This is a genomic window from Streptomyces virginiae, from assembly GCF_000720455.1.
Lineage (GTDB): Bacteria > Actinomycetota > Actinomycetes > Streptomycetales > Streptomycetaceae > Streptomyces > Streptomyces virginiae.
The window spans coordinates 128,645-146,674 of record NZ_JOAK01000008.1 but is presented as its reverse complement, the minus strand read 5'-3'; the positions used below and the strand labels follow the sequence as shown (position 1 = coordinate 146,674).

Sequence of the window (18,030 nt, the reverse complement as noted above, 5' to 3'; positions counted from 1 at the left end):
CGGGGGTTCAGCCCCGCCGGGCGGCGGCCAGGCAGGCCGCCGTGCCCGTGGCGGCGGCCAGCGCGAGCGCGACCGCCAGGGCCGTGAGCGGCACCTCTGCCGTGCCCGAACGCGCCCCCGAGACCAGGGCCGACACCGCGCCACGGGCCGGGGAGGGCGCGAGGACCAGGGCGAGCAGGGAGCCGAGGGCCGCGGCCAGGATCCCGTAGCCCCGGCGCCGTACGAGCGGTCGGCCGCTCAGCGCGCCGACGGCCGACCCGGTCAGGGCGCACACCACGGTCACCAGGGCGCCCGCGACGGCGGCCGCGCCGGGGCCCGTCGCGGCCCTGTCGCAGACCAGGAGCGCCGCGGCGGCCGCCAGGGCTCCGGTGAGCAGCGCCCCGGCGAGGCCGGTGAGCAGGGCGGCCGCGTGCACCCGTACCGGACCGGCCGCGGCGGCCGCGCAGTCGCGGGCCGCGCCGGGCTCGTTGGTGACGCAGATCCGGACCAGCCAGGCGGCGAGCGGGACCAGGCCGGCGGCCGCGTAGCCGAGGGAGTCCAGCACCGGGTCGCCCGGCCGGATCCCGACGGCCACGAAGGCGGCGTAGGCGACGAAGGGGGCGAGCCACCGCTGGGAGCGCAGCAGCAGCGCCCCCTGGTAGCGCAGCAGGGCGGTCACGGCAGTTCCTCCACGGTGCGCACGTGCCAGGGCGGGCGGGCGCCGAGGAGCGTGCGCAGCACCTCGTCGGAGCGGGCGGCGTCCACGGTCAGCACGACGGCGCCGTCGGGACCGGGCCGGCCCGACAGGCCGGGGGGCAGGACGCTGCCCGGCGCCGCGGCGGCCCGGATCCGCACGCGGGACCCCGGGGCCACGGCCGGGACCACCGGCGCCACCGGCGCCACCGGCGCCAGCCCGGTCCCTTCGACCCGGTAGTGCGCGTCGGACACGCCCGCGAGCCGCGCCGGGTCGTGGTCGACGAACACCACCGCCGCTCCGGCGGCGGTGCGCTCGGCCACTGCCAGGTCCAGCTCGCTCCGGGCGCGGGCGTCCAGTCCGGTCCAGGCCTCGTCGAGGACCAGCAGATCCGGCCCGGCGAGGAGCGCCTGGACGACGGCCACCTTCTGGCTGGTCCCCTTGGACAGTTCGGCCATGGGGGTGCGGGCGTGGCCCGCGGCCCCGAACCGGTCCAGCCAGTGCGCCGCCCGCCGGGCCGCCTCGGCCCGCCCGAGCCCGTGCACCCGGCCCAGGTGCGTCAGGTAGGACAGGGCCGTGAGCGGCAGCGCCACCGGGAACCGCTCGGGGACGTAGGCGGTGCGCGGCGGGCGTCCGCCGACGCGCCCCTCGGTCGGGGCGTCGATCCCGGCGACGAGCCGCAGCAGGGTGGACTTCCCGCCGCCGTTGCCGCCTTCGATCCGGACGAGGGCGCCGGGCGGCACCTCCAGGCAGATCCCGCGCAGCACCCAGGGCCGGCGCGGCCCGTAACGGCGGCCGACGCCGGTCAGGGTCAGTGCGCCGCGGTCGGTGGTCAGTGCCCCGTCACCGTCTCGGTGACCTCGCTCGGGCGCACGATGACGAAGCCCTCGCCGCTCAGCTTCAGCTGGACGGCCTCGCCGGAGCCGCCGCGGATCATCGAGCCGACCGACTGGGAGCGGTGCAGGCCGGTCTCCAGCCGGGCGCTCCAGCCGACCACCGCGTCCGTGTCGACGAAGACCGGCGACTGCGCGGTCACCGGGATGATGATCGGGTGGCCGTCGCAGACGACGGCGAGTTTGCCGGTGCCGGTGAAGACGCTGTTGAAGAGGCCGCCGCCGGTCATGCCGGCGCCCTTCACCATCTTGATCTCGTAGGACAGGGTCGGGTCGAAGCAGAGCACGTTGCGGCCGTTGACGGTGAGCGCGTCACCCGGCTCGAAGTCGATGACGAAGCAGTTGCCGCCCTGGTGGGCGAACCAGGCCTCGCCCTGGCCGCGTACGGACATGAGCGCCAGGCCCTCGCCCGTGACGGCCCGCTTGAGCATGCCGCCTATGCCCTGGCCCTTGCGCTCGAACTGCAGGTTGCCGCGGAAGGCGACCATCGCTCCCTGACGGGCCAGCATCTCCCCGTTGACGTTGTACCGCACGGACTTGGCGTTCTGCAGGCTCATGCCGGGCGCGACGGCGGCCTGGGCCAGGTTCTCGGACGCGAAAAGATCACTCTTCATGGCATTGATCCTCACCCGGACCGGCCACCCGGGACATCCTCCTGAAGGCGGAGCCTGGCATCCTTGGCGGGATGAGCAGTCAGCACACGAACGACACCCCGGCCGTACCGGCGGTCGGGTCCGACAGCGCCTTCCGGCGGGAGCACGTACTGCGCGACGAGGCCCCGCAGTTCGTCCTGCCGCTGGTGGTGCGCATCGAGAAGGCGGAGCCGCCCGCCCGGACCGACGCCCTGGAGACCGCGGCCCGGGCGGTGCTGGTGCTGCTCACCGACGAGCGGGCGCGGGGCGAGGGCGAGTGGGCGCAGGCGGTCCGTGACTGGCAGGACGCGCGGATCCGCAAGGTGGTCCGGCGGGCGCGCGGTGCGGAGTGGCGCAAGGCGGAGACCCTGCCCGGCGTCACCGTCCACGGGGAGGCCGCACAGGTCCGGGTCTTCCCGCCGGTGCCCCTCGACGGCTGGCCCAAGGAGCTGGCCAAGCTCCAGGTGTCGGGCACCGACCTCGACGACCCGGCACCGGTCGCCGCGGCCGCCGGCCCCGCTCTGCCGGTGCTGTGGCTCAATCCCGCGCTGGAGATGTCGGCCGGCAAGGCGATGGCCCAGGCCGGGCACGCGGCGCAGCTGGCGTGGTGGGAGCTGACGGGTGCGGAGCGGGCCGCCTGGCAGGAGTCGGGCTTCCGCCTGGCCGTGCGGACGGCCCCGCGCGAGCGGTGGGCGGAGCTGAGCGGGAGCGGGCTGCCGGTGGTCCGCGACGCCGGGTTCACCGAGATCGCCCCCGGCAGCGCGACCGTCGTCGCCGACCATCCGGCGCTCCGCGCCCGGCTCTGACGGCCTTCCTGCGGCCGGGGCGGACCGCCGGGAACCTCAAATGTTGCTCTGAACGTCCCCTCGTGCGGATTGGCGCGACTGCGTCGGGGCCATGACATCCGCACACGGTACGAAGAGAGGGGGCGAGGGGACATGAAGCCCATGGCACACCTGGGGGTGGGCATCGGCTGGCGGCCGGAGATCGCGGACGCCGTCGAACGGCTGGACGGCCTGGACTGGGTCGAGGTGGTGGCCGAGAACATCTGCCCGGGCCACCTGCCCGAGGGGCTCCGGCGGCTGCGCGAGCGCGGCACGCGGATCGTCCCGCACGGGGTCTCGCTCGGCCTCGGCGGCGCCGACCGCCCTGACCCGGAGAAGCTGGCGGCCCTCGGCGAGCGGGCGGTGGCGCTGGGGGCGCCGCTCGTCACCGAGCACATCGCCTTCGTACGGACCTCCTCGCCGCTGCTGGAGGCCGGGCACCTGCTGCCGGTGCCGCGCACCCGCGACGCGCTGGACGTGCTGTGCGAGAACGTGACGATCGCGCAGGACGCGCTGCCGGTGCCGCTGGCGCTGGAGAACATCGCCGCGCTGTTCTCGTGGCCGGGCGAGGAGATGACGGAGGGGCAGTTCCTCACGGAGCTGGTCGAGCGGACCGGGGTGCGGCTGCTCATCGACGTGGCCAACCTGCACACCAACCGGGTCAACCGGGGCGAGGACCCGGCCGCCGTCCTCGACGCGATCCCGCTGGAGGCGCTGGCGTACGTGCACGTGGCGGGCGGCGTCGAACGGGGCGGTGTCTGGCACGACACCCACGCCCACCCCGTACCGCCGGAGGTGCTCGACCTGCTGGCCGAGCTGCGCTCCCGGGTGGAGCCGGCGGGCGTCCTGCTGGAGCGCGACGACGACTTCCCGCCGGAGGCGGAGCTGGCGGGCGAACTGGCCGCGATCCGCGAGGTGGTGACGGTCGGCCGCACGGCCTCGGAAGGAGCGGTTGCCCGGCCGGGGGCGAGCGCGGCGAACACCGTGCGCGCGGCCGCGCCGGAGCCGAAGGCCGCGCCGCAGCCCGAGCCCGGGGTGCAGCCCCGGCCCGGGGGGCGGGGGGCCTGCGAGGCCGCCCGGACCCGGGTGGGGCTCGGCCAGGCCGCCCTGCTCTCCGCGCTCGTGGCCGGGACACCCGTGCCCGAGGGCTTCGACCGCGCGCGCATCCGCGTGCAGGTACGGGCGCTGGCCGCCAAGCGGGCCGACGTCGTCGCCAAGGTGGCTCCGGAACTGCCCGGCATCCTCGGCGGCCGCGACCCGTACCGCGAGGCGTTCCTGACGTACGCCAAGCGCCGGCCCATGACCGCCGGATACCGCCGGGACGCGCTGGACTTCGCCGAGCACCTGCTGATCCAGGACCTGCCGGCCGACCCGGCCGCGCGGCGCCGGCTCACCGCCTGGTGGCGGGAACGGGCGGGGGCCAGGCCGCCGCGCCGCATCGTGCGCTGGGCCCGGACGCTCACGGGGAGGGCGGCGTGAACATCCTCGCCGTCGCGATCTGGATCGCCGTCGTCGTCTCCTCCGTCCTGCTCCTGCGCGGGCTGCGCCGCGCCCGGCCGACACCGGCGGGCCCGTCGGCGGGCCTGCACGACCTGTCCGAGGCCGCGTTCGTGGTGGGCGGGCCCGCCACCGTCGTGGACACCGCGCTCGTCTCGATGCTCGGGGACGGCCGGCTGGTCGTCGGCGGTCCCGGCATCGTCCAGGTGCGCCCCGGGGCGCGGGCCGCAGACCCCGCCGAACGCGCCGTGCTCCAGGCCCACGCCGCAGCCCCCTCGGGGTGGCTCTACCAGGTGCGCTACGCCGCCATGTGCGACCCGGCCGTCCAGGAGATCGGGGGCGCGCTGGCCGCCCGCGGGCTGGTCGCCCCGCCCGGCACCGGCCGGACCTGGCGCCGCTGGGGAGTGATCCAGGCCGTCGTGTGCGTGGTCTGGCTGATGGCGTCGATCCCGCTGACCGTCGTGGGCTTCGCCCTCGACTCCGGCCCCGGCGTGCCGTTCATCGCGATGGTGGCGCCGGCACTGTTCGCGGGCATCGTCGTGGGCCTCTTCTGCACGGCCCGGGTCCGCAACCGGGTCACCCGGGCCGGGCTGCGGGCGCTGCTCGCCATGCGCTCCGCGTACGTGAACGACCGGACCCCGCACGTACAGACCGCGCTCTTCGGCCTGCGCGGCCTGCGGGACCCGTTCCTGCGCCAGCAGCTGGTGCCCGCCGCGCGCGACACCCGGCTCGCGATGGCCCAGTCGGGGGCGCGCTCCCACCGCCCGCACAGCCACTCGTCCTCCTCCGACTCCTCGCCCGAGCTGCTGCCGGTGATGTGGTGCGCCATGAGCGACGGGGGCGGCGGGAGCGGCTCGGGCTGCGGCTCCTCCGGCAGCAGCTGCGCAGGTGGCTCCGGCTGCTCGGGCAGCAGTGGTTCGAGCTGTGGCGGCTCCTCCTCCAGCTGTTCCGGTTCGAGCGGCTCCAGCTGTTCCAGTTCCAGTTCCAGCTGTTCGAGTTCCAGCAGTTCCAGCTGTTCCAGCAGTTCCTGATACGGCAACCGGGGTCACGGCCGCCGACACCGGCCAATGATCCTTTACAAGTGCGCCGCCCGGGCCTCTCATCGGTTCATCGGATGAGAGGCAGGGGCGCCATGCGAACGAGAACCGCACGCCACGGATCCGTCGTGGCCGCGCTCTTCCTCGCCCTGTGCGCCCCCACCGCCGTGGCCGCACCCGTCCCGCAGACCCCGGACAGCGCCGGCACCGACGCCTCCGAGGCGTCCGAGGCGTCCGAGGCGTCCGAGGCGTCCGAGGCGTCCGACGCAGAGAGCGCCGGCGCCGCGCTCGTCGCCCGCCGCGCGGCCCTCGCGGCGGCCGCCTCCCCGGACGGCGGCGGCGCAGCTCTCGACTTCCGCACCTGCCCCGCCGCCGAGGCACTGCCGTCGAACGTCCGGTGCGCCACCCTGCGCGTCCCGCTCGACTACGCCCGTCCCGACGGCCCGCAGATCTCCCTCACCGTCAGCCGGGCCACCGCCACCGCAGCCCGCGGCGCCGCACGCCAGGGCGCGCTCGTACAGAACCCGGGCGGCCCCGGTGCCTCCGGGATGTACTTCCCGCTCGTCGCCGGGCTCCCCGGCTGGGAGCGGATCGCCGCCGCCTACGACCTCGTGGGCTACGCCCCGCGCGGTGTCGGGCGCTCGGCCCCGCTGTCCTGCCGGGACCCGGCGGCCCGGCCGAAGGGCCCCACCCAGGAGCCGGTCCGCCCCTCCCCCGCGTACAAGATGCAACGCCTCGCGCAGGCCCGGGAGTACGCCCGCGGCTGCGCCCGCCGGGCCGGGGCGGCCCTGCCGCACTACACCACCCTGAACAACGCCCGTGACCTGCACGTGCTGCGCGCCGCGCTCGGCGAGGAGAAGCTGACCTTCATGGGTGCCTCGTACGGCACCTACCTCGGGGCCGTCTACGCCACCCTGTACCCGCGCCACGTCCGCCGGATGGTGCTCGACTCGGCGGTCGATCCCGATCCGCGCCGCGTCTGGTACCGCAACAACCTCGACCAGTCGCGCGGGTTCGAGGCGCGCTGGCACGACTTCCGGTCCTGGGTGGCCCGGCACCACGCCACCTACGGGCTCGGCACCACCCCGGCTGCCGTGCAGGCGGGCTACGAGCGGGTCCGCGACGCGGTGGCCCGCACCCCCGCCGGCGGGACCGTCGGGACGGGCGAACTGCGGGCCGCCCTCCTGCAGGCCGCGTACTACGACGACGTCTGGCCGGACCGGGCGGCGGCCCTGGCCGCGTTCCTGCGCGGCGATCCCTCGGTGCTGGCCGCCCAGGCCGCCCCCGACCCGGCGGCGGCGGCCGAGGCCGAGAACGCGACGGCCGTCTACACGGCGGTGCTGTGCAACGACGCCCCCTGGCCCGCGGACTGGGGGACCTGGGACCGCGACAACACCGAGCTGGCCCGTACGGCGCCCTTCGAGACCTGGGCCAACGCCTTCCTCAACCTGCCGTGCGCCTCCTGGCCGGTGCGCGGACGGCAGTCGCCGGTGCCGGTCGGGTCGCAGCCCGAGCGGCTGCCGCGGACCCTCGTGGTCGCGGCGGAACGGGACGGCGCGACCCCCTACCCGGGCGCGCTGGAACTCCAGCGGCGGCTCGGTGCGCGGGCGTCACTGGTGACGGAGACGGGGGCCGGCTCCCACGGTGTGGCCGGCGGACGCAACGGGTGCGTGGACCGGCACGTGGAGCGGTACCTGCTGACGGGCGCCACCCCGGGGTGGCGCGTCGGTTGCGCGCCGCATCCGGAGCCCGCACCGGTGTCGCTGGACGACGGGGCGGCGGGCGCCCGCAGGGCGCTGCTGCCGCCGGTCGTCTGAACTTCCGGGCGGGATCTCCGGCTGCGTCGTTTCGGGGGCTGGGCCTCCCGATCCACCGGAGGCACTCACCTGACGGTGTGGTCGACCTCCGGTCCTTCCCCCCAGGGGAGGTATCAGGCGAGCCCGGCCACCAGGTCGGCGACGGACTTGCGGCGCCCGGTGTAGAAGGGCACCTCTTCACGGACGTGCATGCGGGCCTCGGAGGCACGCAGGTGACGCATGAGGTCGACGATGCGGTACAGCTCGTCCGCCTCGAAGGCCAGCAGCCACTCGTAGTCGCCCAGCGAGAAGGAGGCGACGGTGTTGGCGCGCACGTCGGGGTAGCCACGGGCCATCTTGCCGTGGTCGGCGAGCATGCGGCGACGGTCCTCGTCGGGCAGCAGGTACCAGTCGTAGCTGCGGACGAAGGGGTAGACGCTGACGTAGTCGCGGGCGACCTCGTCGGCCAGGAAGGCGGGGATGTGCGACTTGTTGAACTCGGCCGGGCGGTGCAGGGCCATGTTCGACCACACCGGCTCCAACGCGCGGCCCAGCTTGGTACGGCGGAACAGGTTGTACGCGGTCTGCAGCTCGTCCGCGGTCTCCGCGTGCCACCAGATCATGATGTCGGCGTCGGCGCGCAGGCCGGAGACGTCATAGGTGCCGCGGACGGTGATGTCCTTGGCGGCCAGCTGGTCGAACAGCTCCTGGACCTCGTCGGCGAAACCGGCGCGGTCCTCCGGCAGGACGTCCTTCAGCTTGAAGACGGACCACAGGGTGTAGCGGATGACCTCGTTGAGGTCCTTCGCCTTCTTCCCCGCGTTGGGAATCTTCTCTGGTGCAGTCATGTGCCTATTGTCCCGTGCGCTGATCAGTGGTCGGCGCCAGGGGTGCCGTACGCGCAGCGAGCGCGGCGATCACCGTGTCCGCGGCCCGGCCGGCGCTCGCGATGCAGGCCGGAATGCCCACGCCGTCGTAGAGCGCGCCGCACACCGCGAGGCCGGGCAGGGCCTCGACGGCGCCGCGGATCCGGGCGACCCGGCCGAGGTGGCCGACCGGGTACTGGGGCAGCCCGCCGTCCCAGCGTGTGACGGTGGAGGCGACCGGCCGGGCCGTCAGGCCCACGGCCTCGCCGAGGTCGGCGAGGGACACCTCGACGAGTTCGCCGTCCTCGCGCTGCAGGTCGCGCTCGTCGGCGTACCGGCCCACGGAGGTGCGCAGCAGGAAGAGATCGGGATCGGCGCCCGCCCAGGCCCACTTGTTGCTGGAGAAGGTGGACGCCTTGATGGTCCGGCCGTCGACGGGCGGTACGAGGAAGCCGCTGGCGCCGCCGCCGGAGACGGCCTCGGGCAGGTCGCCGCGCCGGAAGGCCATGGTGACCAGCGCCATCGAGGCGTATTCGACCTGGTGCAGTTCGGCGGCGGCGGTCGGGGCGAGGGTGTCCAGCAGCCGGGCGGCGGGCCCGGCCGGGACGGCCAGGACGACGCCGTCCGCATCCACGGTCTCCTCGGCGGCCACGACGCGCCAGCCTTCAGCCGTACGAAGGACCTCGCGGACGGGGGCGCCGGTGACGATGCGCGCTCCGGCCGCACGGCAGGCCTCGGCCACGGCGAGCGGGAGGCGTCCGATGCCCCCCTCGATGCCGGCGAAGACGGGGCCGGCCTGCTGCGGCTGGGTCTGCGCCCTGCGCTGGATCTCCCGTACGCCGTCGCCCAGCAGGGCGTGGGTGCGGGCGGCCTCGAAGAGCTGGGGCACGGCGGCCCGCATGGAGATGCGGTAGGCGTCGCCGGCGTACACCCCGCCGAGCAGCGGTTCCACCAGCCGGTCGACGACCTCGCGGCCGAGGCGGGCGGCCACGTACGCGCCGACGGCGACGTCCTCGCCGACCTCGGCGGGCGGCAGGGTCCGCTCGGCCTCGATGCGGGCCATGCCCTCGGCGGAGAGGACCCCGGAGGCGGCGAGCGGTCCGAGGTCGCCGGGGACGCCCATGACGTGGCCGCGCGGCATCGGCCGCAGCGCGCCACGGGTCCACAGGTGGGCGGTGGCGGTGGCGGGCGGCTGCACGGCGTCGGCCAGGCCGACGGCCTCGGCGAGGGCCACGGCCTCGGGGCGGCGGGCGAGCATGGACTCGGCGCCGAGGTCGACGCGGGCCCCGGCGAGCTCGCCGGAGTACAGCTTGCCGCCGAGCCTCGGCCCGGCCTCCAGCAGCGTGACGCGGGCGCCTTCGGCGAGCAGCCGATGGGCCGCCGCGAGGCCCGCGATGCCGCCGCCGATGACGACGACGTGGCCCGGGGAGCCGCTGGACCGGGTGGGGCTCACCGGCCGATCCGTACGCATGTCCGCTTCGTGCATGGACACATCGTCTCAGATCGATCTCCGAGGCCGGACCGTGACCGCATCGGGACCGGCCCGGAACCGCGCGTGCGAAACCCGCGACGGGACCCTGTACGTCGAAACGGCAACACCAGCCGATCATCGGGGGTTTACAGCGATGCACAGCATCAGCAGACACCGTTCCGCGGCGGCCCTGGCCGCCCTCTCCCTCACCGGGGTGCTCGTGCTCACCGGCTGTGGCGCGGACGGCCAGGGCTCGGCGAGCGACAAGGCGGCGGTCGCGCCGCCCGCGGCGGACGGGAAGGCCCGGGAGGGGGCGGCGGGCGCCGCGGCGGCCCCGGCCCCGGCGGGGTCGGCGGGGTCGGCCGCCAAGAGCGACGGGGCGCCGGTCACGGTCCGCCCGAACGTCATCCGTACGGCGACGCTCGGCATCGAGACGACGGACGTCCAGAAGACGCTCGCCGCGGCCCGTACCGCGGCCGACGGCGCGGGCGGGTACGTCGGCAACGAGTCGACCAAGCGCGGCGAGGACGGCCGGATGACTTCGACGGTGACCCTGCGGGTGCCCGGCGAGCGCTACGACGCCGTGCTCGGCGCCATGGAGGGCAGCGGCAAGCTGCTGCACCGCAAGGTCGACGCGCAGGACGTCACCGAGAAGGTCGCCGACGTCAACAGCCGTGTCTCCTCGCAGCAGGCGAGCGTGGCGCGGGTGCGGGAGATGATGGGCAAGGCCTCGGCGCTGAGCGAGGTGGTGATGCTGGAGAGCGAGCTGAGCCGGCGCCAGTCGGACCTGGAGTCGCTGCTGGCGCAGCAGACGGCCCTGAAGGACCAGACCTCGATGGGCACCATCACTCTGGAGGTCTCCGAACCGGCCCCCGCGGCGGCGGAGGAGAAGAAGGAGAAGGAGCCCACCTTCCTCGGTGCGCTGAGCGGCGGCTGGGACGTCTTCACGAGGATCCTGCGCTACCTGATGGTGGCGCTGGGCGCGTTGCTGCCCTTCCTGCTGACGGCCGCGGTGGTGGCGCTGCTGGTCCGGGCGTACCGGCGGTGGCGTCCGGTGCGGCCGAAGACGGGCCCGACCCCGAAGCGGATGCCGGTGCCCGCGGCGCGGACGGCGCCTGCGGCCGGGGCTGCGGGTCCTGCCCCTGCCCCTGCTCCGGCTGCGGACACCGGGGCCGACGTGCAGGACTGAACGCGCGTTCGCCCGTAGCGTGTTCACCAGTCGACGGCGGTGAAGGGGCGGTACGGGCGATGGCGACGGAACGACTGGTGGTGGTCGGGGGCGACGCGGCGGGGATGTCCGCCGCGTCTCAGGCCCGCAGGCTGAAGGGGCCGCAGGACCTGGAGATCGTCGCCTTCGAGCGCGGCCGCTTCACCTCGTACTCGGCGTGCGGCATCCCGTACTGGGTCGGCGGTCTGGTCCCCGAGCGCGACGACCTGATCGCCCGCACCCCCGAGGAGCACCGCGCCCGGGACATCGACCTGCGCACCCGCACCGAGGTGGTGGAGCTCGATCTGCCCGGGTCCCGGGTCCGCGCCCGCGATCTGGACGGCGGATCCGAATCCTGGACGCACTACGACAAGCTCGTCCTGGCCACGGGCGCCCGGCCCGTCCGCCCGCGCCTGCCCGGCATCGGCGCGCACGGGGTGTACGGCATCCAGACCCTGGACGACGGCCAGCGCCTCGTGGACGCGCTGGAGCGCACGCGGGGCCGCCGGGCGGTCGTGGTCGGCGCGGGCTACATCGGCGTGGAGATGGCCGAGGCCCTGGTGCTGCGGGGCTACGAGGTGACCGTCCTGCACCGGGGCGAGCAGCCGATGGCCACGCTGGACCCCGACATGGGCGGCCTGGTGCACACCGCGATGAACCGGATGGGGATCCGTACCGTGGCGGGCGCCGAGGTCACCGGGATCCTCGCCGACGACGAGGGCCGGGCCCGCGCGGTGGCGACGTCAGCCGGCGAGGAGTACCCGGCGGACGTGGTCGTGCTCGGCATCGGCGTGGAGCCGCGGACGGCGCTGGCCCGCGCCGCCGGCCTCCCGCTCGGCCCCTCGGGCGGGATCCTCACGGACCTGTCGATGCGCGTGCGCGGTCACGAGAACGTCTGGGCGGGCGGCGACTGCGTGGAGGTCCTCGACCTGGTCGCGGGCCGCACCCGGCACATCCCGCTGGGCACCCACGCCAACAAGCACGGCCAGGTCATCGGCTCGGGCGTGGGCGGCGGCTACGCGACCTTCCCCGGGGTGGTCGGCACGGCGGTCAGCAAGATCTGCGACCTGGAGATCGCCCGTACGGGGCTGCGCGAGCGGGACGCGCTGGAGGCGGGCCTGCGCTTCGTGACGGCCACCATCACCTCCACCAACACGGCGGGCTACTACCCGGGCGCGGCGGAGATGACGGTGAAGATGCTGGCGGAGCGCCGTACGGGCCGGCTCCTCGGCGTCCAGATCGTCGGCGGCGCCGGCTCCGCGAAGCGGGTGGACATCGCGGCGGTGGCCCTCACGGCGGGCATGACGGTGGAGCAGGTCGTCTCGCTCGACCTCGGCTACGCCCCGCCGTTCTCCCCGGTCTGGGACCCGGTCATGGTGGCGGCCCGCAAAGCGGTCTCCGCGGTCCGCGCGGCGGGCGTCTGACCGTGCGAAACGTCGGTCCGTGCCCCGTCGCGCGGGGCACGGACCGACGTTCCGATCGTGCTCGGGTGCGGTTCTCCGCTCAGCGGGCCGTCTTGGTGTGGACGTAGTCCACCAGTCGGGTCAGCGCCTCGGGGTCGGTCGTCGGCAGGACGCCGTGGCCCAGGTTGAAGACGTGGCCCTCCAGGCCGGCCGCCGCCGCGAGGACCTCGTCCGTCTTGGCCTCGACCGCCTCCGTGGTGGAGAAGAGCACGGCCGGGTCCAGGTTGCCCTGGAGCGCCTTGCCCGGGCCGACCCGGCGGGCCGCCTCGTCGAGCGCGACCCGGTAGTCGACGCCCACGACGTCGGCGCCGGCCTCGCCCATCAGGCCGAGGAGCTCGCCCGTGCCCACGCCGAAGTGGATCCGGGGGACCCCGTAGGAGGCGACGGACTGCAGGACCTTCGCCGAGGCGGGCATGACGGAGCGGCGGTAGTCCGCCGGGGCGAGCGCGCCGACCCAGGAGTCGAAGAGCTGGACCGCGGAGGCGCCGGCCTCGATCTGGACCTTCAGGAAGGCGGAGGTGATCTCCGCGAGGCGGTCCAGCAGGTCGGCCCAGAGCTGCGGGTCCCCGTACATGAGGGCCTTGGTGTGCTCGTGGTTCTTCGAGGGGCCGCCCTCGACGAGGTAGCTCGCGAGGGTGAAAGGCGCGCCCGCGAAACCGATCAACGGCGTGGAGCCCAGTTCACTCGTGAGCATGCCGATCGCCTCGGTGACGTAGCCGACGTCCTCAGGAGTGAGGTCGCGCAGCTGTGCGAGGTCCTCGCGGCGGCGGATCGGCTGGGCGACGACGGGGCCGACACCGGGCTTGATGTCCAGGTCGACGCCGATGGCCTTGAGCGGGACCACGATGTCGGAGAAGAAGATCGCCGCGTCGACGTTGTGGCGCCGCACCGGCTGCATGGTGATCTCGGTGACCAGGTCGGGCCGCATGCAGGACTCGAGCATCGCGGTGCCCTCGCGGACCTTGCGGTACTCGGGGAGGGAGCGCCCGGCCTGCCGCATGAACCACACCGGTGTGTGCGGCACCGGCTCCCGCCGGCACGCCTTCAGGAAGGCGGAATCGTACGTCTGGCTCGGCTGGCCCTTGGGGCTGTCGTTGGCGCTCACGACCCAAATCTTCGCACGTATGAAGAAGTGCCCGGCCCGGCACGGGTGTCCCTGCGCCGTACGGGCTCACATACCGCCTAGTCTTCCCCGCATGGCTGCGGCTCAGGGACGATTTTCAGATGGCGCCGACGGTACGGACAGTGCGAAGGAGAGCTCCGTCCCACTCCCGTTCCGCCGGGCGGTCGAGGGTTTGAAGAAGGCCAGGCTGCGCCCGGGGGTCGAGATCGACCCGACGAAGCCGCCCCAGAGACTGGCGCCGTACGCCTACGCGCTGGAGGCCGCGGTGGTGGACGGGGAGGACGATCTGGCCGACGGCCGGCTCATCCTGCTCCACGACCCCGCCGGGCACGACGCCTGGCACGGGACCTTCCGGCTGGTGACGCTCGTACGGGCGGAGCTGGAGCCCGAGATGGCCGCCGACCCGCTGCTGCCGGAGGTGTGCTGGTCCTGGCTCACGGGTGCCCTGGAAGCGCGCGGGCTGGCCTACGGGGAGGCGAGCGGGACGGTGACCATGGCGAGCTCGCACTACTTCGGCGGGCTCGCGGAGCGGCGGCCCGCGACGCAGATCGAGATCCGGGCCTCGTGGACGCCTCGCGAGGGCGTGGGCGGCGTCCCGGACACCCCGGCACACCTGTCGGCCTGGTGCGAGCTGATCTGCCAGATCGCGGGGCTGCCGCCGGTGGGTCCGACGGACACGGCGACGGGCGTGGTCTCCCTGCCACAGCGCCGCGGTCCGCACCACCCGTAGGCGCAGGGCCGTACGGCCGCCGCCGCACGGGGAACGACCGGTCGAAGGCCGCAAGCGCGTGTCGCAACGCGGCCTCCGTTGTGGGCTTCTGATCACCCGATGATCGATCGTGCGTCCTATTTGCCCGAATTGTTACTCACCAAATCGTGATCATTCCCTAAAGCCGGGCGGGTGACGTGCCGAAGGAGTGGGTGACCATCCGCACGGTTCGCACCGGCTTCCTTCCCCGAGCCGGCCGTCCCGCCACTCCCCCAGGAGGCCTAGGTGTCCGTTCTTCTCGAGCAGCCCGCAAGCCTGGTCGCCTACCGCCCGAACAAGCCGACCGCCATGGTCGTCGTGGCCGACCCGCGCGTCCGCTCCACCGTGACCCGCCATCTGTGGGCCCTCGGCGTGCGCGACGTGATCGAGGCGTCGTCCATCGCGGAGGCCCGCCCCCGCGTCGGCAGCCCGCGCGACATCTGCGTGGCCGACGTGCACCTGCCCGACGGTTCCGGTCTCACCCTGCTCTCCGAGACCCGTGCCGCGGGCTGGCCCAACGGCCTGGCCCTGTCCGCCGCCGACGACATCGGCGCCGTGCGCAACGCCCTCGCGGGCGGCGTGAAGGGCTACGTCGTCACCGGCACGCGGACCAACATCGGGCTCCCCACCCGGCCCGGTGCCGCCCCCATCGGCGCGGCCGCCGCCCGTATGCACCGCCGCCCCCCGGGTGCCCCGAGCCACCCGGGCGGCTACCGCGAGCTCTCCGGCCGCGAGGTCGAGGTCCTGCGCCTCGTCGCGGAGGGCCAGTCCAACAAGGCCATCGGCGTCTCGATGGGCCTGTCCGCCCTGACCGTCAAGTCCCACCTCGCCCGCATCGCCCGCAAGCTGGGCACCGGTGACCGCGCCGGAATGGTCGCCGTGGCGCTGCGCACCGGGATCATCCACTGACCGCCGGCCGGAGCCCCCGGATATCCACCCCGGGAGCCGCCGCTCGGGAACCTGCCGGGAGACCCCCGGAATACCCCGGGACAACGCCCCGCATACCGCCCGCGCCCGTCGACGGAACGTTCCGGCGACGGGCGCGTCGTATACACGGATACCCTTGACCGGTGACCGACGCCCAAGAGACCGCAGCAGACCTGCGCACCACCACCGGGGGCGGCCCCCCGGACGACGTCGTTGTTCCGCCCGGTGGGGTGCCGATCCCATTGCTGGAGCCCCGCGAGGGGATCCCCCCGGTGGTCGCCGACGCGGACGCCCTCGCCGAAGTGGTCGCGGCCTTCGCCGCGGGCACCGGCCCCGTGGCCGTGGACGCCGAGCGCGCCTCCGGATACCGCTACGGCCAGCGCGCCTACCTGGTGCAGCTGCGCCGCGAGGGTGCCGGGTCCGCGCTGATCGACCCGGTGGGCTGCCCCGACCTGTCCGCCCTGGGCGAGGCGCTCTCCGGCACCGAGTGGATCCTGCACGCCGCCACCCAGGACCTGCCCTGCCTGCGCGAAATAGGCATGGTTCCGACCTCGCTGTTCGACACCGAGCTGGCGGGCCGCCTCGCCGGCTTCCCGCGGGTCGGACTCGGCGCGATGGTCGAGAGCGTTCTCGGCTACGCCCTGGAGAAGGGCCACTCCGCAGTCGACTGGTCCACCCGCCCGCTGCCCGAGCCGTGGCTGCGCTACGCCGCTCTGGACGTGGAGCTGCTGGTGGACCTGCGGGACGCGCTGGAGGAGGAACTGGACCGCCAGGGCAAGCTGGAGTGGGCCCGGCAGGAGTTCGACGCGATCGCCTCCGCGCCGCCGGCCCCGCCGCGCAAGGACCCGTGGCGCCGCACGTCCGGCATGCACAAGGTGCGCCGCCGCCGGCAGATGGCGGTCGTACGGGAGCTGTGGGAGTCCCGGGACCGGATCGCGCAGCGGCGTGACGTGTCGCCGGGCAAGGTGCTGGGCGACGCCGCGATCGTCGAGGCCGCCCTCGCCCTGCCCGCGAACGTGCACACCCTGTCCGCCCTGCCCGGCTACGGGCAGCGGATGGGCCGCCGTCAGCTCGACCAGTGGATGGCCGCCGTGGACCGGGCGAAGGCGCTGCCCGAGAGCGAGCTGCCGCAGCCGGGTGCGACCCCGGCGGGCCCGCCCCCGCCGCGTTCCTGGGCCGACAAGGACCCGGCCGCCGCGGCCCGGCTGGCCGCCGCCCGCACGGCCGTCTCGGCGCTGGCGGAGGAGCTGAACCTGCCCCAGGAGAACCTGATCACCCCGGACACGGTCCGCCGCCTGTGCTGGGAGCCGCCGCAGCGGCTGGACGCCGACGCGGTGTCCGGGTCCCTGGCCCTCCACGGCGCCCGCCCGTGGCAGATCGAACAGGTGACCCCGGTCCTGCTCACGGCCCTGGCCTCGACCGCCTGACCGGGCCGCAGCCGACGCCGAGCCGGACCGACGGGGTCCTCACTCCTGCGAAGTGAGGACCCCGTCCTCGTCCCGGTAGAAGCTCCCGCCCTTCTCGCCGAACACCTTGCCGTTCTTGAGCCATTGCTCCGACATGGCGTGGAGGTGGGTCGCCGCCCGCTCCCAGACGATCTGGTGACCCGCGCAGGCGAGCCGGAACATCAGCTTCTTCTTCCCTGGGATCAACCGGTACAGCTCGGGCACCGAGAAGTACAGCAGCCCCAGGTCCGGCGCCGTGTTCACGATGGAGTCGTGCTCCCCGTACACGAGGCAGACGGGCACCGTCTGGCCGAGGACGTTGTGCAGCGGCACGGTCTTGGAGTTCCACCCCCACCAGTACGAGTTCCGCACCCTGACGAACCCCGTCGGTGCTCCGGGCGTCGGACCGCCCCACGTGGCACCGCGCGCGTCGACGTCCTGGATCGCCTTCCACACCTCGTCGAGCACACCGTTCTCACGCTGGTCCGGACACTTCAGGTCCCTGGCCCACGACGCCGCGAGCCCGTTCTTCGAGGTGACGGACATCGGGTAGCCGAAGGCCGCCGCCGGGGTGCCCACCGGCATCTCCACCGGCGCGCCGAAGTCGGTGTTCTCCTTGCTGGCCCTTCCGTTGGGCGGGAAGATCGGCGCCGCCAGAAAGAGGCTCTTGACCTTGTCGGCGTGCTGGATCGTGTACGGCCCGAGCTGCTGCGCGGCCGCGGACCAGCCGATCAGGTCGATCTTGGCCGTGGGCTCGCCGATCTCCTTGCGGATGTACTCGACGACCGTGTCGACCTCGTCCCAGTCGCTCTGGGAGTTGTTCAGCTGGTAGGGGTACTTCGCGGGGGTGTCCGGGGTCGGCAGGTTGGCCGGGGGGATCGGGTTGGGCGAGAGCAGCGGGCGCTGCACGGGGCTGACGTTGAGCGGTTCGTCCATCTCCGCCGGATGGGCCGACAGGCCGGACCCCTGGAGCTCCATCACGAAGACGTCGTAGCCCGCCCTGGCGAGTTGCTCGGCCCAGCTGTAGTTCTTGTTCGGGGGGTCGAAGCCCGCTACGGCCGGGACGCTGCGGCCGTGCAGCATCAGGACGGGCTTGCGCGGGCCGGTCACGGGCCTGCGCTCCCGTACGAAGAGCTTGACGATCTGCCCGTCGTTGACCGGGATGCTCGACCTGTGGTCGACGTAATGGTCCTTGGAGGTTGTCTGGAACGCCATCGATGGCTCCGTTTTCGCCGGTGGGTCCCGGGCGGGCGCCCGGGCCGCCCAGCGTTCGCCCGGGCCCGGGCCCGATGCCACCGACGTGACCGGGCCGGCGCGGCCGGCGACCCGTACGAGTGTGCCCCGCATGCCGATCGGCCGGGCGCACTACGGGGGCGCGAGGGGCTCACGGGATCGTCCGGCGGTGTGACCTTCGCCGCTCCTCGGGGA

General features: G+C 74.4%; 16 protein-coding genes. 9 read left to right on the top strand and 7 right to left on the bottom strand.

The genetic code is table 11. From position 1 onward, the window contains the following. Positions 1 to 7: 7 nt before the first annotated feature. From IG86_RS0115565 to IG86_RS0115555, 3 genes are read right to left on the bottom strand one after another with little or no spacing between them, the layout of a single operon-like run. A complete protein-coding gene (locus tag IG86_RS0115565; RefSeq protein WP_030897277.1) occupies positions 8 to 658 on the bottom strand; it encodes a hypothetical protein in 651 nt (216 codons plus the stop codon). Continuing rightward, positions 655 to 1,488, bottom strand: a complete 834-nt coding sequence (locus IG86_RS0115560) for an ABC transporter ATP-binding protein (RefSeq protein WP_078905906.1) — start codon at positions 1,486 to 1,488, stop codon at positions 655 to 657. The genes IG86_RS0115565 and IG86_RS0115560 overlap by 4 nt, the downstream gene beginning before the upstream one ends. A 17-nt stretch (positions 1,489 to 1,505) precedes the next feature. Beyond that, complete coding sequence (locus IG86_RS0115555; protein WP_030824284.1) at positions 1,506 to 2,180, bottom strand: AIM24 family protein; 675 nt, start codon at positions 2,178 to 2,180, stop codon at positions 1,506 to 1,508. A gap of 71 nt (positions 2,181 to 2,251) precedes the next feature. Between IG86_RS0115555 and IG86_RS0115550 the strand changes: the two genes are divergently transcribed. From IG86_RS0115550 to IG86_RS0115535, 4 genes are all read left to right on the top strand, one after another. Further along, positions 2,252 to 3,004: an aminoacyl-tRNA hydrolase gene (locus IG86_RS0115550; RefSeq protein WP_030824281.1), complete on the top strand. Its 753-nt coding sequence runs from the start codon at positions 2,252 to 2,254 to the stop codon at positions 3,002 to 3,004. Positions 3,005 to 3,136: 132 nt separating this feature from the next. Then, entirely contained in the window at positions 3,137 to 4,501 is a 1,365-nt protein-coding gene (locus IG86_RS0115545; RefSeq protein ID WP_030897271.1) for an MbnB/TglH/ChrH family RiPP precursor modification enzyme, read from the top strand. Beyond that, positions 4,498 to 5,550 carry a TIGR04222 domain-containing membrane protein gene (locus IG86_RS0115540; protein WP_030897269.1) on the top strand — a complete coding sequence of 351 codons (1,053 nt, stop codon included), beginning with the start codon at positions 4,498 to 4,500 and terminating at the stop codon, positions 5,548 to 5,550. Before IG86_RS0115545 ends, IG86_RS0115540 begins: the two co-directional genes overlap by 4 nt. 101 nt (positions 5,551 to 5,651) lie before the next feature. Beyond that, positions 5,652 to 7,373, top strand: a complete 1,722-nt coding sequence (locus IG86_RS0115535; RefSeq protein WP_051785200.1) for an alpha/beta hydrolase — start codon at positions 5,652 to 5,654, stop codon at positions 7,371 to 7,373. Positions 7,374 to 7,486: 113 nt separating this feature from the next. On the opposite strand, the gene hemQ is transcribed toward IG86_RS0115535, so the two are convergent. Together hemQ and hemG are read right to left on the bottom strand one after the other, a co-directional pair. Beyond that, positions 7,487 to 8,200: a hydrogen peroxide-dependent heme synthase gene (gene hemQ, locus IG86_RS0115530; RefSeq protein WP_030651599.1), complete on the bottom strand. Its 714-nt coding sequence runs from the start codon at positions 8,198 to 8,200 to the stop codon at positions 7,487 to 7,489. 4 nt (positions 8,201 to 8,204) lie between these two features. After that, on the bottom strand, positions 8,205 to 9,689 hold the full coding sequence (hemG, locus tag IG86_RS0115525; protein WP_030824270.1) for a protoporphyrinogen oxidase: 1,485 nt from the start codon (positions 9,687 to 9,689) through the stop codon (positions 8,205 to 8,207). A 154-nt stretch (positions 9,690 to 9,843) separates the two neighbouring features. Here hemG and IG86_RS0115520 point away from each other — a divergent pair, with 154 nt between their 5' ends. Then, positions 9,844 to 10,878, top strand: coding sequence for a DUF4349 domain-containing protein (locus IG86_RS0115520; RefSeq protein WP_030897265.1), 1,035 nt, complete (start codon positions 9,844 to 9,846; stop codon positions 10,876 to 10,878). Between the two features lie 59 nt (positions 10,879 to 10,937). Then, positions 10,938 to 12,320 carry an FAD-dependent oxidoreductase gene (locus IG86_RS0115515; RefSeq protein WP_030897263.1) on the top strand — a complete coding sequence of 461 codons (1,383 nt, stop codon included), beginning with the start codon at positions 10,938 to 10,940 and terminating at the stop codon, positions 12,318 to 12,320. A gap of 79 nt (positions 12,321 to 12,399) precedes the next feature. Here the strand turns inward: IG86_RS0115515 and hemE are convergent, their stop codons facing one another. Then, positions 12,400 to 13,464 (bottom strand): uroporphyrinogen decarboxylase, encoded by a 1,065-nt coding sequence (gene hemE, locus IG86_RS0115510; protein ID WP_030897261.1) that lies wholly within the window; start codon positions 13,462 to 13,464, stop codon positions 12,400 to 12,402. A 91-nt stretch (positions 13,465 to 13,555) separates the two neighbouring features. Here hemE and IG86_RS0115505 point away from each other — a divergent pair, with 91 nt between their 5' ends. The 3 genes from IG86_RS0115505 to IG86_RS0115495 all read left to right on the top strand — a co-directional run bounded on the left by IG86_RS0115505 (position 13,556) and on the right by IG86_RS0115495 (position 16,584). Continuing rightward, positions 13,556 to 14,212: a DUF3000 domain-containing protein gene (locus tag IG86_RS0115505; RefSeq protein WP_030651584.1), complete on the top strand. Its 657-nt coding sequence runs from the start codon at positions 13,556 to 13,558 to the stop codon at positions 14,210 to 14,212. Positions 14,213 to 14,476: 264 nt separating this feature from the next. Next, positions 14,477 to 15,139: a helix-turn-helix transcriptional regulator gene (locus IG86_RS0115500; protein ID WP_007267191.1), complete on the top strand. Its 663-nt coding sequence runs from the start codon at positions 14,477 to 14,479 to the stop codon at positions 15,137 to 15,139. A gap of 161 nt (positions 15,140 to 15,300) precedes the next feature. Then, positions 15,301 to 16,584, top strand: coding sequence for an HRDC domain-containing protein (locus tag IG86_RS0115495; protein ID WP_030897259.1), 1,284 nt, complete (start codon positions 15,301 to 15,303; stop codon positions 16,582 to 16,584). Between the two features lie 39 nt (positions 16,585 to 16,623). Here IG86_RS0115495 and IG86_RS0115490 read toward each other — a convergent pair whose 3' ends face one another. After that, entirely contained in the window at positions 16,624 to 17,817 is a 1,194-nt protein-coding gene (locus IG86_RS0115490) for an alpha/beta hydrolase (RefSeq protein WP_030897258.1), read from the bottom strand. Between the last annotated feature and the right edge of the window lie 213 nt (positions 17,818 to 18,030).